We start from the raw sequence: 15,198 nt of genomic DNA, 5'->3' as shown, positions 1-15,198 counted from the left end.
GGCCGTTCAGTAGACGTCGCGGCGGTAGCGCCCGCTGGCCGACAGCTCGGCCCAGAGGTCGTCGCCGGCGATCTGCCGCAGCGCCGCGTCGACGCCCGATGCCATGCCCTGGAGGCTGCCGCAGACATAGACGGCGGCGCCATCGCGCAGCCAGGCTTGCAGCGTGTCGGCCACCTGCAGCAGGCGGTGCTGCACGTAGAAGCGCTCGGCCTGGTCGCGCGAGAAGACCATGTCGAGCCGGGCGAGCGTGCCATAGGCCTGCCAGGCTTCGATTTCCTGGCGGCAGAGGAAGTCGTGCGCGGACTGGCGCTCGCCGAACACGAGCCAGTTGTCCTTGCGGCCGGCCGCGGCGCGTGTGCGCAGGTGGGCGCGCAGGCCGGCCAGTCCGGTGCCGTTGCCGATCAGGATCAGCGGACGGTTTTCGTTGCCCTCCAGCCGGAAGCCGCGGTGCGGCCGCAGGCGCAGCGCCACGGAGTCGCCGACCGAGAGCGTCGAAGTGAGCAGGCCCGACGCGGCGCCCATCGAGCCGTCGGGGTGCTGTTCCTGCCGCACGAGCAGTTGCAGTTCGCCGTCGGCGGGCAGGGAGGCGATCGAGTAGTCGCGCGGCCGCGCAGGATCGCCTGCGACGGCGACCTGTGCCAGGTCGCCCGATGCCCAGTGCGGCAGGGCGCCGGCTTGCGGCGTGAGGCCGAGATGGAAGACCGGGCCGCCCGTGCTGCCGGCGTTGAGCAGTTCGCGCCGCGTGAGCTTCCAGGGCGCAAAGCTCGCCGGGGCGTCGTCGCCGCCCTCTGGCGCATCGCCCCAGCGGGCGTGCCAATCGGCGAGCGCGGCGGGATCGCTGTTGTCGACCTCGATGGGATCGAAGTCGCGCACGGCGCCGGCCGTGTGAAGCCACGCATCGAGCGCGCGGCCGAAGCCGCAGAAGTGGGCGTACTGGCGGTCGCCGAGCGCCAGCACGGCGTAGCGCAGCGACGGCAGCGCCAGCGGCGCGCCCATCACGCGCTCGGCGAACACGCTGGCGCCGTCGGGCGCATCGCCCTCGCCGTAGGTGCTGGCCACGAAAAGGGCGCGGCGGGCCGAGGCCAGCGTGGCGCTGTCGAGGGCGTTGAGGGCCATCACGCGCACGGCGGTGCCGGCTGCGCGCAGACGTCGCGCGGTCTGCCACGCGATGGTTTCCGCCTGGCCGGTCTGGCTGGCGAACAGCACGAGGGTGGGCGACGTCTGCGCGCCGTCACCAGCCGACAGCGCCGCGGCTTCGCGGGAGGCCGTGGCGTGCAGCCGTCGCTGGCGTGCGTAGATGCCCAGGCACAGCGCGGCATAGGCCACGACCGTCGCGCTGGCCCCCAGCGCACGCCACAAGGTCTCGGTCATGCGCCCGCCTGCGCGAGCCACGCGCGCGTGGCTCGCTCGGAGAGCGACCCGTCGTCGGCGCGAGAGATGAACAGGGCCGCGATGTCGCGCTGCTGTGCGAAGGCCAGGCCCTCGTCGGGGCCGAGCACGGTCAGCACGGTGGCGAGTGCATCCGCTTGCATGCACTGCGGGTGCAGCACGGTGACGCTGGCCAGCGCATGCGCCACGGGCTCGCCGTCGCGCGGATCGATGGTGTGCGACCAGCTGCGGCCTTCGAGCGCGCGCCGATGCCAGCGGTCGCCCGAGGTGGCGACGGCCATGTCGGCCAGGGCGATGCGTTGCGGGGTCGGCATCTCGGTGTCGACCTGCACCTGCCACGGCGCGCCGCCGGGTCGCCGGCCGATGCCGCGCAGCTCGCCGCCGATCTCGAACAGCAGGTCGGTGAGACCGAGCGCGCGCAACGCGTCGACGCCATGGTCGACTGCGAAGCCCTTGGCGATGCCGGACAGGTCGAGCTGCACGCCGCCGGGTTGCAGGAGCGTGGGGGCGGTCGCATCGAATGCCAGCCGTTGCCAGCCGACGTTCGAGTGGAGTGCGGCCAGCGCGTCGGGTGAGGGCAGGGCGTTGTCCTGTGATGCTGCGGGGCCGAAGCCCCAGCGCGCCACCAGCGCACCGACCGTCGGATCGATCGCGCCGCCGCTGGCCTGCGCCCACGCGAGGGCGCACTGCATCACCTGTGCGAACTCCGCCGGCAGCGCATGGCGCGAACCGGCGGGTGCGGTGTTGAAGCGGCTGATGAGGGAGTCGGGTTCCCAGTGGCTCATCTGGTCGATCACGCGCGCGAGCGCGGCCTCGACCGCCTCGCGCACCTGCGCGAGCGGCAGCATCTGCGGGTTGTCGAAGCGCAGTGACCAGGTCGTGCCCATCGTCTGCCCGCCGAGCTGCTGGAGGCTGGCGGGATCGGCGGGGCGGGGAACGGCCGCGTTGGCGTAGCCGCCCGCTAGCCAGGTGCTGAAGGAAAGGCCCAAGGAAGAACGCAGGGTCAGGGCATCACTTCCAGAGTGGCCGCGTAGCTCAGGCGGCGTTCCTTGGCTTGCGGCACGGTGGTCTTGCTGTCCTTGGTGCTGGCGTCGAGCCAGTACATGCCGGCGGCTGGCCAGGTCACGCTGAACTGGCCCTTGTCGTCGGTCTTGAGCTTGAGCTCGTCGAGCTTGTCGCGGTACTGGGTGTTGCCGGCGGTCACGGTCACTTCAAGGTCCTTGGCGGGCTTGCCGTCCAGGTGCAGCGTGAAGGTGGCCTTCTCGCCCTTGGCCAGGTCGGTCGGGCTGCCGGCGGCGATCAGTTCCAGGCCCTGGCCGATGGGCTTGAGCGCCGAGGGCTTGCCGACGGTCACGAAGGTCTCGATGCGGCCGGCCGATTGGGTGATGGTCACGTCCTGCGCATCGGCCGGGATTTCCTTGGCGATGGTTTCGGCCGTGCCGCGGGCGCGCTTGTTCTGGCCCGTGGCCTTGTCCTTCCAGGCGGCGAACGCGCCGTTGTTGACCACCGCGATGCGGTAGGTGCCCGGCTGCGCGACGTTCACGTCGAACACGTTGCGCAGCTTGAGCTTGGCTTCGGATTCCGGCTTGACCGAGCTGCCGTCGGGGGCGGTGATCTGCAGGCCGTCCAGGCGCAGCGGCGCATGGTTGGCAACGAACAGGTCGTTCGACACGGCGGCGTCGACGCTCACGGTGTCGGCCTTCGACAGCACGGTGGTCGAGGGCAGCAGCCAGGCGTTGTGCGCCTGGGTCACGGAGGCAACGGCCGAGAGGGCGAGAGCGAGGCCGGCGGCGCGCAGGGTGAAGCGGGTCATGGTGGTCCTTGGAATGAGCGGGTGGGCGGAGTGGGTGGCGGCGGCGGTCAGGGCTTGAGCTCGAGCTTGATCTCGCCGAGCTCTTCCTTGCCGGCGGCGACCGGTTGCGCGGCGGCGGTGGGCGGCCACTGGAACGGGATGGTCACAACCTCGCGGCCGCCGACTTCACGGGCGGCTTCCACCACCAGCTTGTAGGCGCCGGGGGCGAGCTTGGGCATGGCGCCCGTGCCTTCGGTGAAGCTCAGCTGGTGTTTGCCGGCGGGCTTGGAGGCGCCAGTCACGCCATCGACCGGCACCGCCAGTTCACGGCCGCCGCGGCGCCACCACTGGCGCATGTCCTTGAGCCACTTGGTGCCTTCGCCCTCGGGGTTGTTGGTCTTGGTGCGCACGTCGTACCAGACGGCCAGCGTGCCGGCCATCGTGCTGTCGGCGCGTTCGATCCAGGTCGCCACGTAGGGGCGGTGGTACTCCGACACGTTGAGCCGGGGGATCTCGATGTTGACCGACAGGCCGGCGGCAATGGCCGGGGCCGCGAACAGCGCCGACATGGCGATCGGTGCGAGCGAGTAGCGAAGGTGCACGGGAAAACCTCTTTCTTCCTGAATCAGCAAAGACAACGCACCGGCCGATCCGTCGATCGGATCGGTCAGTGAATGAACAGCAACGCGAGCAGCACCGGCACCACCAGCCCCATGCCCACCATGGGCCAAGTGAAGGGGCGGTTGCCCGCGTGCATCTTGAGAATGAACAGCCCGGTGACCGAGAAGACCAGCGTGGCGGCCGCGAAGATGTCGATGAACCAACTCCAGGCCGTGCCGGTGTTGCGGCCCTTGTGCAGGTCGTTGAAGTAGGAGAGCCAGCCGCGGTCGGTGCGCTCGTATTCGACCTCGCCCTCGGGCAGGCTCAGCCGCAGCCAGGCGTCGCCGCCGGGGCGGGGGAGCGAGAGGTAGATTTCGTCGTCGGACCACTCGGCCTCGCGGCCGGCGGTGTCGATGTCCCATTGCTTGCGCAGCCAGGCTTGCAGTTCGGCGGGAAGCGGCGCCTTGCCCTGCTGGGCCTTGGCGGCCGGCAGCTGCTGTTCGAGGCGGACGCGCAAGGCGTCGTCGACCGTGCCGTTGTGCGTGGTGACGACCGGCTTGGCCTCGATCTGGCCCGCGTGGTTGAGCGTGAAGCCCGTGAGGCTGAACAGGATCATCCCGACGAGACAGATGGCGGAACTGACCCAATGCCACTCGTGGAGGGTCTTGAGCCAATAGGCGCGGCGGCGGTTGTCGGAACGGGCGGGGGCAGTCATCGAAAGCGCGAATTGTAGTCGCGCGAATGAGAATGACTGCTATTCAGTGGCTATGAAGTTAAGTAAAGAGCAATAAAAAACGGGGCCGAAGCCCCGTTTGTTTGCAATGCCGTGGCTGCGTTGCGTTGTGCTTACTCGAGCTCGCCCACTTGCAGCTGCAGGTAGTTCTGCAGGCCGACGCGGTCGATCAGGTCGATCTGCGTCTCGAGGAAGTCGATGTGCTCCTCGGTGTCGTCCAGGATCTCCTGCAGCAGGTCGCGCGAGACATAGTCGCGCACCGATTCGCAATGCGCGATGCCATCCTTGATGGTCGCTTGCGCGCCGGTTTCGGCGCCGAGGTCGCAGCGCAGCAGTTCGGGCACGTCTTCGCCGATGTTCAGCTTGCCCAGGTCCTGCAGGTTGGGCAGGCCGTCGAGCATGAAGATGCGGTCCATGAGCTTGTCGGCGTGCTTCATCTCGCCGATGGATTCCTCGTATTCCTTCTTTGCCAGCTTGTCCAGGCCCCAGTGCTTGAGCATGCGGTAGTGGAGGAAGTACTGGTTGATGGCAGTCAGCTCGTTCTTGAGCTGCGCCTGCAGGTGTTCGATGACTTTGGGGTCGCCCTTCATGATTATTTTCCTTGTTCTGAAAGCGGTGATTGTCGGAGGGGCGAACACACGCTTGCAAGCAAACCCATGCTGCGCCGGTCTGCATGCGTGTGATGGTGATACACGTTCGTATTGACCTGGCGCAAGGCGACGCGCGAGGCGATGGCAAACATAGCGGGTTCCAATACTTTCAATAGTTGATATCTATCAAAAACGATATATTGGTAGTTATACTCATGGCTCACGCTTATTTTTCCAACCGCAGCATCCAAGGAATCACATGTCCCTGATCAACACCGCAGTCCAACCTTTCAAGACCCAGGCTTACCTCAACGGCAAGTTCATCGATGTGTCCGACGAGACGCTCAAGGGCAAGTGGTCTGTGCTGATCTTCATGCCGGCGGCCTTCACCTTCAACTGCCCGACCGAAGTCGAAGACGCGGCCGACCACTACCCCGAGTTCCAGAAGCTGGGTGCCGAGGTCTACATCGTGACCACCGACACGCACTTCTCGCACAAGGTCTGGCACGACACGTCGCCGGCCGTCGGCAAGGCCAAGTTCCCCTTGGTGGGCGACCCGACCCACACGCTGACCAACGCGTTCGGCGTGCACATCCCCGAAGAAGGCCTGGCACTGCGCGGCACTTTCGTGATCAACCCCGACGGTGTCATCAAGACCGCCGAAGTGCACTCCAACGAAATCGCCCGCGACGTCAAGGAAACCCTGCGCAAGCTCAAGGCAGCGGTCTACACCGCCGAGCACCCGAACGAAGTCTGCCCGGCCAAGTGGAATGACGGCGACAAGACCATCGCTCCGTCGTTCGACCTCGTCGGCAAGATCTAAGCGCCCCGCGCAAAGCCCGGGCGCTCACGAGGCCCCGGGCTTTTTTGTCCCCAGTTGATAGTTTCCAGTTATCGAAAGAGAGTCTGCCATGCTTGACGCCAGCACCAAAGCCCAATTGAAGAGTTACCTCGAACGCGCCACGCAGCCGATCGAGATCGTTGCCTCGCTCGACGACAGCAAGGCTTCGGGCGAAATGCTGTCGCTGCTGAAGGACGTTGCCGAAGTCTCGCCGCTGGTCACGCTGACCGAAAGCCGCGACGACAACCACCGCAAGCCCTCGTTCTCGGTCAACCGCCCGAGCGAAAACCACGGCCCGCGCTTTGCCGGCCTGCCGATGGGCCATGAATTCACGTCGCTGATCCTTGCGCTGCTGCAGATCGGCGGCTACCCACCCAAGGTCGAGCAGGCTGTGCTCGACCAGATCAAGGCGCTCGACGGCGATTTCGAGTTCGAGATCTACGTCTCGCTCACCTGCCACAACTGCCCCGACGTGGTCCAGGCGCTGAACCTGATGGCCATCCAGAACCCGCGCATCCGCACCACGATGATCGAGGGCGGCACCTTCCAGGACGAAGTCAAGGAACGCCAGATCATGGCCGTGCCGACCGTGTTCCTGAACGGCACCGAGTTCGGCCAGGGCCGCATGAGCCTGGAGGAAATCCTCGCCAAGATCGACACCAGCGGCGTCGAGCGCGAAGCCGCCAAGATCGCCGCCAAGGATGCGTTCGACGTGCTGATCGTCGGCGGAGGCCCCGCCGGTGCCGCTGCCGCGGTGTACGCCGCACGCAAGGGCATCCGCACGGGTGTCGCCTCGGAGCGCTTCGGCGGCCAGGTGCTCGACACGCTGGGCATCGAGAACTTCATCTCGATCAAGGAAACCGAAGGACCGAAGTTCGCCCACGCCCTCGAAGAGCACGTGCGCGACTACGACGTCGACATCATGAACCTGCAGCGCGCCAAGGCACTGGTGCCGGGCAAGGACCTGATCGAGGTGCAGCTCGAAAGCGGCGCGTCGCTCAAGAGCAAGACCGTCATCATTTCGACCGGTGCCCGCTGGCGCAACATCAACGTGCCCGGCGAGCACGAGTTCAAGAACAAGGGCGTGGCCTACTGCCCGCACTGCGACGGTCCGCTGTTCAAGGGCAAGCGCGTGGCGGTGATCGGCGGCGGCAACTCGGGCGTCGAGGCCGCTATCGACCTGGCCGGCATCGTCGGCCACGTGACGCTGATCGAGTTCGACACGCAACTGCGCGCCGATGCCGTGCTGCAGCGCAAGCTCAAGAGCCTGAAGAACGTCGACATCTTCACCAACGCGCAGACCACCGAGATCACCGGCGACCAGAAGGTCAACGGGCTGGTCTACAAGGATCGCGCATCGGGCGAGCTGAAGAAGGTCGAGCTCGAAGGCGTGTTCATCCAGATCGGCCTCGTGCCCAATACCGACTGGCTCAAGGGCACGGTCGAGCTGACGAAGCACGGCGAGATCGTCGTCGATGCCCGCGGCCAGACCTCGGTGCCCGGCGTGTTCGCGGCGGGTGACGTCACCACGGTGCCGTTCAAGCAGATCATCATCGCGGCCGGCGACGGCGCGAAGGCGGCGCTCGGTGCGTTCGACCACCTGATCCGCACGACGGCCCCTGCGTGAGTAAGTCTTAAGTGTCTGAAGTTGTGAAGATGAGAATTATTCTCATACAATAAAAACACGGGCACACCGCTGCCCCTCATTGCCAGCCAGGTCACTCGCGCAAGCCTTTGCGCCTCAAGGTCCAGCAAGCAGTTCTTCAACTGTTTTCTGGACCTTTTTCGTGGCCGCTCATTTCCCTCGACCGTCTTCCCATCGACCTGCGCTGCTGCCCTGGCTGATCGCCTCTGCCTTCGGCATGGCCGCCGCGCCTGCGTGGTCCCAGCAACTCGCGGCGCTCGGCGAAGTGGTGGTGAGCGGATCGCGCTCGGAGCAGGCCAGGGACGACCTGCCGTTGAGCATCGAGGTCATCAACCGCCAGGACATCGAGAGCAAGCAGATCCACGACATCCGCGATGCCGTGCGCGACCTGCCCAACGTGTCGGTCAAGCGTTCGCCTGCGCGCTTCGGGTTGGCGCAGGGCAACACCGGGCGCGACAGCAACGCGGGCTTCAACATCCGCGGCCTGGACGGCAACCGCGTGCTGCTGCTGACCGACGGCATCCGCACGCCGCGCAGCTACGTGTTCAGCGCCAATGCGTTCGGCCGCGACTACTTCGACATCAGCCTGGTCGAGCGCATCGAGATCATCAAGGGCCCGGCCTCAGCGCTGTACGGCTCGGACGGCCTGGCCGGGCTGGTCAACTTCATCACCCGCGAGCCCTCGTCCTTCCTGCGCGATGGCAAGACCTTCGGCGGCAGCGCGAACATCGGCTACCGCGGTGAAGACAACGGCGTGCGCGGCGGCGTCACGCTCGCGGGCAAGGCGAACGACGTGCTCGAGTGGCTCGTGTCCGCCAACCTCGGGCGTGCCAGCGAACTCGAGAACCGGGGCTCGCTCAACGTGCCCAACCTCGACCGCACCACGCCCAATCCGCAGCGCGACCAGACCCGTTCGCTGCTGGCCAAGGCCATCCTCACGCCCAACGCCGACCAGCGCCACGCCTTCACCTTCGAGCACGTCGAGAAGAGCAGCCGCTACAACCTGCTGTCGGGCGTGGCCAAGCCGCCGTATGCGTCCACCTCGGTGATCGGCCTCAACGCCAAGACCGACCTCGACCGCGACCGTCTGACCTACGAAGGCCGGCTGCGCCTGAACAGCGTGGTGGCCGACAACCTGCTCGCCGTCGTGAGCTACCAGAAGGCCGGCTCGCGCGAGTACATCTACGAAGACCGTTTCACCGCAGCCGACCGCACGCGCGACGTCACCTACGACGAGAACACCTGGCAGTTCGGCCTGCAGGCCGACAAGACGATCCGCATGGGCAGCTGGGCCCAGAAGATCACCTACGGCCTGGACTACACGCGCACCAACGTCGAGAACCTGCAGACCGGCCTCGTGCCGCCGGCCGGCGAGAGCTACCCGCTCAAGCGCTTTCCCGACACCCGCGAAACCTCGACGGCTTTCTACGTACAGGACGAGTTCATCCACGACCGCTGGAGCATCACGCCCGGCATCCGCTTCGACCGCTTCTCGCTCGATGCGAAGCAGGCGGGCTTCAACGCGCAGGCCGTGTCGCTGTCGGGCTCGGCCGTGTCGCCCAAGCTGGGCGTGCTGTTCCGCGCCACGCCGCAGTTCAGCGTGTACGGCAACTACGCCTCGGGCTTCAAGGCGCCCAACGCGTTCCAGGTGAACAACTTCTTCGAGAACGTGATCTCGGGCTACAAGACGATCCCGAACCCGAACCTCAAGCCCGAGAAGAGCCAGAACATCGAGCTGGGCGTGCGCGGGCGCACGGGCATCCTGAGCTTCGACGTGGCCGCCTTCACAGGCGACTACAAGGACCTCATCGAGAACGACAAGCTCGTGGGCGGGCGCGGCATTCCGCGCATCGACCCGCTGATCTACCAGACCGTCAACGTCGGGCGCGCGCGCATCAGCGGCTTCGAGATCAAGGGCGAGCTCGATTTCACCGAGAACGGCAACGGCTTCTCCGTGCCCTTCGCCTACGGCCGCACGCAGGGCCGCGACCGCACCAACAACCGGCCGCTCAATTCGATTGATCCGCAGAAGTTCAGCGCCGGACTCAAGTACCAGGCGCCGGCCTGGAGCGTGCGCCTCGATGCGGTTCATCATGGCGCCAAGGAGTGGGAAGACGTCGATCGCAGCGAAGTGACCACGGGCCTGCAGTTCCGCACGCCGGCGGCCACCACGCTGGACATCAGCGCGCAGTGGCGCATCCGCAGGGATCTGCGCCTGAACGCGTCGGTGACCAACCTCACCAACAAGCGCTACTGGATGTGGAGCGATGTGCGCGGCGTGACGACCACCTCGGCCATCCGCGACGCCTACACCCAGCCGGGCCGCAGCTTCAACGTCTCGCTCGTGGCGGACTTCTGAGCCGAACCGCCACTTCTCTCCAAACAAAGGACACCCGATGAATGCCGAAGACATCCGCACCCGTTTCGCCGAACTGCGCGCCAAGGGCATGCGCCACAAGGACGCGGCCGCGGCCATGGGCCTGAGCGAAGGCGATGCGATTGCGGCACACACCGGCGCGCACGACAAGGCGCTGCGCGCCACGCGGCTGAAGGGCCCGTGGGTCGAGCTGCTGCAAGCCTTGGAGCTGTGTGGCCCCGTGCTGGCGCTCACCCGCAACGAGACCACGGTGCACGAGAAGACCGGCGTCTACGAGAAGGTGTCCGGCAGCGACGCGATGGGGCTCGCGCTGGGCGAGGTCATCGACCTGCGCCTGTTCTTCAGCCGCTGGCATGCAGGGTTCGCGGTCAGCGAGGCGGCGGCCAATGCCGGCGTGCCGCCGTCGCTGAGCCTGCAGTTCTTCAGCCCGCAGGGCGTGGCAGTGCACAAGATCTTCGTGCGCGATGCGACCGACCGCGATGCGTTCCAGTCGGTCATCGACACCTACACCGCCGCACCCGACGCACCGGGGCAGTTCGTGCCCGGCGAGAAGAAGGCGGCGCCACGCGACGACGGCGCCATCGATGCGGTCGCACTGGCCGACGCCTGGCGCGGCATGCAGGACACGCACGAATTCTTCGGCCTGCTCAACAAGTTCGACGTGGAGCGCCAACAGAGCTTTCGCCTCACCGAAGGCGAGTTCACGCAGCGCGGCGAGACCAGCGCCGTGCGCGAGCTGCTGCTCGAGGCTTCGTTCGACGGCACGCCGATCATGGTGTTCGTCGGCAGCCCCGGCTGCATCCAGATCCACTCGGGGCCGGTCGTGCGCATCGAGCCGATGGAGATGCACGGCATGCAGTGGCTCAACGTGCTCGACCCCGGCTTCAACCTGCACCTGCGCGAAGACCGCATCGCGAGCGTGTGGATCGTCCAGAAGCCGACCAGCGACGGCATCGTGACTTCGGTCGAAGCCTTCGACGGCGAGGGCGAGCTGATGGCGATGTTCTTCGGTGCGCGCAAGCCGGGCGTGCCCGAGCGCACGGAGTGGCGCGAGATCGTGGCCAAGCTCTCGCGCCTGGCCACCTCTGAGGTGCAAGCGCGATGAGTGCCGACGCCGTTCCGGGCGTGGTTGAGATCAAGGCCTTCGTGCCGGCGAAAGACTTCGCGCTCTCCATCGCCTTCTACCAGGACCTGGGCTTCACGCTGGCCTCGAACGAGGACGGCATTGCTTACTTCTTCTGTGGCGAGAGCAGCTTCCTGCTGCAGGACTTCTACGTCCAGACCCATGCAGAGAATTTCATGATGCATCTGCTCGTCGATGACGCGCTGGCCTGGTGGGACCGCGTGCAGGCGCAGCGGCTGACCGAACGCTACGCCGTACAGGCCACGCCACCCGCCGAACGCCCCTGGGGCATGGTCGATTTCACATTGACCGACCCGACCGGCGTGCTCTGGCGCATCGCACACAACATTCCCCGGCGCGGCTGACGCGCGTCCTCCTTTCGCTGTCCGTGACCCCATGACTGAACCGCGCGATTCCTCTTTCCTTTCTTCTTCCGTGCCGCGTCGTCGTGATGCGCTGCGCCTGCTTTCTGCTGCAGCGCTCGGTGCGAGCGCATGGCCCGCGTTCGCGCAGGACAGCAAGCGCCTGCCGCGGCTGGTCACGGTCAGTGGCGCGATCACCGAGGTGGTCTATGCGCTCGGCGCCGAAGGCCAGCTGGTCGGCACCGACACGACCAGCCTGTTTCCCGCTGCGGCGCGTGCCACGCCCAAGGTGGGCTACATGCGTCAGCTGTCGGCCGAGGGCCTGCTCTCGCTGAAGCCCGACGCGATCATCGCGACCAACGAATCGGGCCCGACCGTCGTGCTCGACCAGATTCGCACGGCCGGCGTGAAGGTCGAGATCATCGAGGCCGATCACACCTGGGCCGAAGTGCAGCGCAAGGTGCAGGCCGTGGGCCGCGCCGCTGCGAAGGAGGCGCAGGCGCGCGAACTGCAGGCCCGGCTCGATGCCGAATGGGCGCAGGTGCTGCAGCGCATCGGCGGCGCGAAGGGGCGCAAGCCGAAGGTGCTGTTCGTGCTGTCGCACAGCGCGAGCCCGCAGGTGTCCGGCGAGAAGACCGCGGCGCATGCGGTGATCGGCTTCGCGGGCGGCGTGAATGCGCTGGGCGGCTTCCACGGCTACCGACCGATGACGGCCGAGGCCATGGCCAGCGCGGCGCCCGACATCATCCTCACGAGCACGCAGAGCATCGAGGCGCACGGCGGCGTCGAGCGCTTCTGGCAGCGGCCCGAGCTGGCGCTCACGCCGGCGTACAAGAAGCGCGCGCTGATCACGCAGGACGCCTTGCTGCTGCTGGGCTTTGGCCCGCGCCTGCCGGCCGCCATCGGCGAGTTGCACGACAAGTTCCGGGCCGCATTGGCATGAGCCAGCGCTTCGGGGCGCGTGCCGTGCTTTGCGGCAGCGCGGTGCTGCTCGTCGCGGCCTTCGCGGTGGGCGCCGTGTCGGGTGCCTACGCCATCAGTCTTTCGCAGCTCTGGAATGTGTTGACCTCGCTGGGGCAGGGTGCAGGCGGCCAGTCGCCCGAGCACCTCGTGTTCCTCAACATCCGCTTGCCGCGCCTGGTTCTCGGCGTGGCGGCGGGTGCGGGGCTCGGCATGGCGGGCACGCTGATGCAGGGGCTGTTCCGCAATCCGCTGGCCGACCCGGGGCTGATCGGCATCAGCAGCGGCGCGGCGCTGGCGGCCGGCGTCACCATCGTGCTGGGCGCCTCGTTCTGGCCGATGCTGCCGCGCACGCTCAGCAGCTGGACGCTGGTGCTCATGGCTTTCGGCGGTGGCTTCGTCGTGACCTTGCTGATCTACGGCCTGTCGCGCAGCGAAGGCGGCACGCGCATGGCGCTGATGCTGCTGGCGGGCATTGCGATCAACGCGCTGGCCGGCGCCGGCCTCGGCCTGCTGAGCGTGATGGCGACCGACGAGCAACTGCGCAGCCTGCAGTTCTGGCTGCTGGGCAGCCTGGGCGGCGCGCGCTGGAGCGCGGTCATCCTCGTGGGTGTGGCGGTGTTGCTGTCGTGCTGGGCTGCGGCATCGCTCGCTTCGCCCCTGAACGCCATCGCACTCGGCGAGGCGCAGGCGGCGCTGTTGGGTGTGGACGTGGAGCGCACCAAACGGCGCGCCGTGGTCATCACCGCGGTGGCGGTGGGCGCGGTGACGGCCACGACCGGGATCATCGGTTTCATCGGCCTGATCGCGCCGCATTGGGTGCGCATGGTGGCCGGGCCCGACCACCGCGTCGTGCTGCCGGCCTCGGCGCTGCTGGGCGCGGCGCTGGTGCTCGCGGCCGACACGGTGGCGCGCACCGTGATGGCGCCGGCCGAGCTGCCGCTGGGCGTGCTCACGGCCTTCATCGGCGTGCCGATGTTCCTCTTGATGCTGCGGCACTTCAGGGGGCGCATATGACGGCGGCGAAGGGACGCGGAGCGCTGGCGTGCGCCGCTGTCGAGGTGCGCATCGGCGCGAAGACGCTGTTGGCGAATGCCTCGGTCGAACTGGCGCCGGGCCGCGTGACCGCGATCCTCGGCCCGAACGGCGCGGGCAAGTCGACGCTGCTGTCGGTGCTGGCCGGCCAGCGCGAGCCGACCCAGGGCAGGGCGACGCTCGATGGCCGGCCGCTGTCAGACCACGGCATGCCCACGCTGGCATTGCGCCGGGCCCTGATGCCACAGGAAAGCGCGGTCGCCTTCGACTTCACGGCGCAGGACATCGTCGCGCTCGGCCGCTACCCGCACCGTCGCGCGCCGACCCGCGACGAGGACGCGATCATGGCCGAGGCGATGGCGCTGACCGACGTCACGGCGCTGGCGCCACGCATCCTCAACACGCTGTCGGGCGGAGAGAAGGCGCGGGTCCACCTGGCGCGGGCGCTGGCCCAGCTCTGGCATCCGCGCCCCGACGGCGCGAGCCGCTGGCTGCTGCTCGACGAGCCGACCGCCGCGCTCGACCTCGCGCACCAGCATTCGGCCATGCGCCTGCTGCGCGCCTGGGCGGCACGGGGCGTGGGTGTGGTGGCTGTGCTGCACGACCTGAACCTCGCGCGGCGCTATGCCGACGAAGTGGTGGTGCTGGGCGCGCCCGACGGCCTGCGCCAAGGCGCGACTGCAGACGTGCTGCAGCCCGCGCTGATCGAGGCAGTGTGGCGCATGCCCTGCCAGCCGGTAACCGGCGCGGACGGCGTCACGCAGTATCTGTTCGGATAGCCCGTCGGGCGGGTGGTGTTTGCTATTGAAAATATAGCAAATCAGTAGACCAACCGCTCCGGCCGCAGCTCCTGCAGGATCGTCGTCGCGATTTCCTCGATCGACTTGGTGGTCGTCGAGAGCCAGCGGATGCCGGCGCGCCGCATCATGGCCTCGGCCTCGCTGATTTCGTGGCGGCAGTTCTCCAGGCTGGCGTAGCGCGAGTTGGGCCGGCGCTCGTTGCGGATCTCGCTCAGCCGCTCGGGCTGGATCGTCAGGCCGAAGATCTTCTTGCGGTGCGGGCTCAGCGCCGGCGGGAGCTGGCGGCGGTCGAAATCTTCGGGAATCAGCGGGTAATTGGCCGCCTTCAGGCCGTGCTGCATCGCCAGGTAGAGCGAGGTGGGCGTCTTGCCGCTGCGGCTCACGCCGACCAGGATCACGTCGGCGCCTTCCAGGTCGCGGTGGCTTTGGCCGTCGTCGTGCTGCAGGCTGAAGTCGATGGCCGCGATGCGGTCGTTGTAGGCCTTGCTCTTGCTGACGTCGCTGAAGCGGCCGATGCGGTGGTTCGACTTCATGGCCAGCTCGATTTCGAGCGGCCGCACGAAGGTGCCGAACATGTCCAGCAGCATGCCCTTGCAGCCGGTTTCGATCACGCCCAGCACGTCCATGTTGGCGAGCGTGGTGAAGACGATAGGCCGAACGCCCTCGACTTCGGCCGTGTGGTTGATCTGCCGCACCGCCTGGTGCGCCTTGTCGACGGTGTCGGTGAACGGCAGCCGCACGTGGCGCGGCTTCATCTCGAACTGGGCCAGAACGGCGTTGCCGAAGGTTTCGGCGGTGATGCCGGTGCCGTCGGAGACGAAGAAAACGGTGCGTGTATGCATGGTGTTGCTTTTGCGGCGGAGTCCTGCGGCGCGCGCGACCTGCCACGCCTACAATCCGGGCCATTATCGGGAATCCGCTTTCCCCACCCCCTCGAATTCTTTCCATGCA

The 15,198-nt window shown here is 67.4% G+C and carries 15 protein-coding genes; 8 read left to right on the top strand and 7 right to left on the bottom strand.

Going from position 1 to position 15,198, the window contains the following annotated elements; genetic code table 11:
- Positions 1–6: 6 nt before the first annotated feature.
- The 6 genes from AC1RLW_RS09360 to bfr all read right to left on the bottom strand — a co-directional run bounded on the left by AC1RLW_RS09360 (position 7) and on the right by bfr (position 5,104).
- The gene (locus AC1RLW_RS09360) at positions 7–1,371 is read right to left on the bottom strand and encodes a sulfite reductase subunit alpha (RefSeq protein WP_493192866.1); all 1,365 of its coding nucleotides are present in this window, start codon (positions 1,369–1,371) and stop codon (positions 7–9) included.
- Complete coding sequence (locus AC1RLW_RS09355; RefSeq protein WP_493192865.1) at positions 1,368–2,378, bottom strand: FAD:protein FMN transferase; 1,011 nt, start codon at positions 2,376–2,378, stop codon at positions 1,368–1,370. Before AC1RLW_RS09355 ends, AC1RLW_RS09360 begins: the two co-directional genes overlap by 4 nt.
- Before the next feature lie 14 nt (positions 2,379–2,392).
- Positions 2,393–3,202 carry a DUF4198 domain-containing protein gene (locus AC1RLW_RS09350; RefSeq protein WP_493192864.1) on the bottom strand — a complete coding sequence of 270 codons (810 nt, stop codon included), beginning with the start codon at positions 3,200–3,202 and terminating at the stop codon, positions 2,393–2,395.
- Positions 3,203–3,249: 47 nt separating this feature from the next.
- Positions 3,250–3,750, bottom strand: coding sequence for a DUF2271 domain-containing protein (locus AC1RLW_RS09345; protein ID WP_185993643.1), 501 nt, complete (start codon positions 3,748–3,750; stop codon positions 3,250–3,252).
- Positions 3,751–3,848: 98 nt separating this feature from the next.
- Positions 3,849–4,496 carry a PepSY-associated TM helix domain-containing protein gene (locus AC1RLW_RS09340; RefSeq protein WP_493192863.1) on the bottom strand — a complete coding sequence of 216 codons (648 nt, stop codon included), beginning with the start codon at positions 4,494–4,496 and terminating at the stop codon, positions 3,849–3,851.
- 131 nt (positions 4,497–4,627) lie between these two features.
- Complete coding sequence (bfr, locus tag AC1RLW_RS09335; protein WP_062473038.1) at positions 4,628–5,104, bottom strand: bacterioferritin; 477 nt, start codon at positions 5,102–5,104, stop codon at positions 4,628–4,630.
- Positions 5,105–5,363: 259 nt separating this feature from the next.
- Here bfr and ahpC point away from each other — a divergent pair, with 259 nt between their 5' ends.
- The 8 genes from ahpC (at position 5,364) to AC1RLW_RS09295 (ending at position 14,226) form a co-directional block, all read left to right on the top strand.
- The gene (ahpC, locus tag AC1RLW_RS09330) at positions 5,364–5,927 is read left to right on the top strand and encodes an alkyl hydroperoxide reductase subunit C (protein WP_070059611.1); all 564 of its coding nucleotides are present in this window, start codon (positions 5,364–5,366) and stop codon (positions 5,925–5,927) included.
- Between the two features lie 88 nt (positions 5,928–6,015).
- Positions 6,016–7,572 (top strand): alkyl hydroperoxide reductase subunit F, encoded by a 1,557-nt coding sequence (gene ahpF / locus AC1RLW_RS09325; RefSeq protein WP_062473035.1) that lies wholly within the window; start codon positions 6,016–6,018, stop codon positions 7,570–7,572.
- 160 nt (positions 7,573–7,732) lie between these two features.
- On the top strand, positions 7,733–9,949 hold the full coding sequence (locus AC1RLW_RS09320; RefSeq protein ID WP_493192862.1) for a TonB-dependent hemoglobin/transferrin/lactoferrin family receptor: 2,217 nt from the start codon (positions 7,733–7,735) through the stop codon (positions 9,947–9,949).
- Positions 9,950–9,986: 37 nt separating this feature from the next.
- Positions 9,987–11,072, top strand: a complete 1,086-nt coding sequence (locus AC1RLW_RS09315) for a hemin-degrading factor (RefSeq protein WP_493192861.1) — start codon at positions 9,987–9,989, stop codon at positions 11,070–11,072.
- Positions 11,069–11,455, top strand: coding sequence for a VOC family protein (locus tag AC1RLW_RS09310; protein ID WP_493192860.1), 387 nt, complete (start codon positions 11,069–11,071; stop codon positions 11,453–11,455). Before AC1RLW_RS09315 ends, AC1RLW_RS09310 begins: the two co-directional genes overlap by 4 nt.
- A 31-nt stretch (positions 11,456–11,486) precedes the next feature.
- Positions 11,487–12,395 (top strand): heme/hemin ABC transporter substrate-binding protein, encoded by a 909-nt coding sequence (locus AC1RLW_RS09305; RefSeq protein ID WP_493192859.1) that lies wholly within the window; start codon positions 11,487–11,489, stop codon positions 12,393–12,395.
- Entirely contained in the window at positions 12,392–13,429 is a 1,038-nt protein-coding gene (locus tag AC1RLW_RS09300) for a FecCD family ABC transporter permease (RefSeq protein WP_493192858.1), read from the top strand. Before AC1RLW_RS09305 ends, AC1RLW_RS09300 begins: the two co-directional genes overlap by 4 nt.
- Positions 13,426–14,226 carry a heme ABC transporter ATP-binding protein gene (locus AC1RLW_RS09295; RefSeq protein WP_493192857.1) on the top strand — a complete coding sequence of 267 codons (801 nt, stop codon included), beginning with the start codon at positions 13,426–13,428 and terminating at the stop codon, positions 14,224–14,226. The genes AC1RLW_RS09300 and AC1RLW_RS09295 overlap by 4 nt, the downstream gene beginning before the upstream one ends.
- 41 nt (positions 14,227–14,267) lie before the next feature.
- Here the strand turns inward: AC1RLW_RS09295 and ppsR are convergent, their stop codons facing one another.
- Entirely contained in the window at positions 14,268–15,089 is an 822-nt protein-coding gene (gene ppsR / locus AC1RLW_RS09290) for a posphoenolpyruvate synthetase regulatory kinase/phosphorylase PpsR (RefSeq protein ID WP_062473023.1), read from the bottom strand.
- Between the last annotated feature and the right edge of the window lie 109 nt (positions 15,090–15,198).

Source organism: Variovorax sp. GW822-FHT04A09 (assembly GCF_058801005.1).
This window is presented reverse-complemented; position numbering and strand designations above follow the sequence as displayed.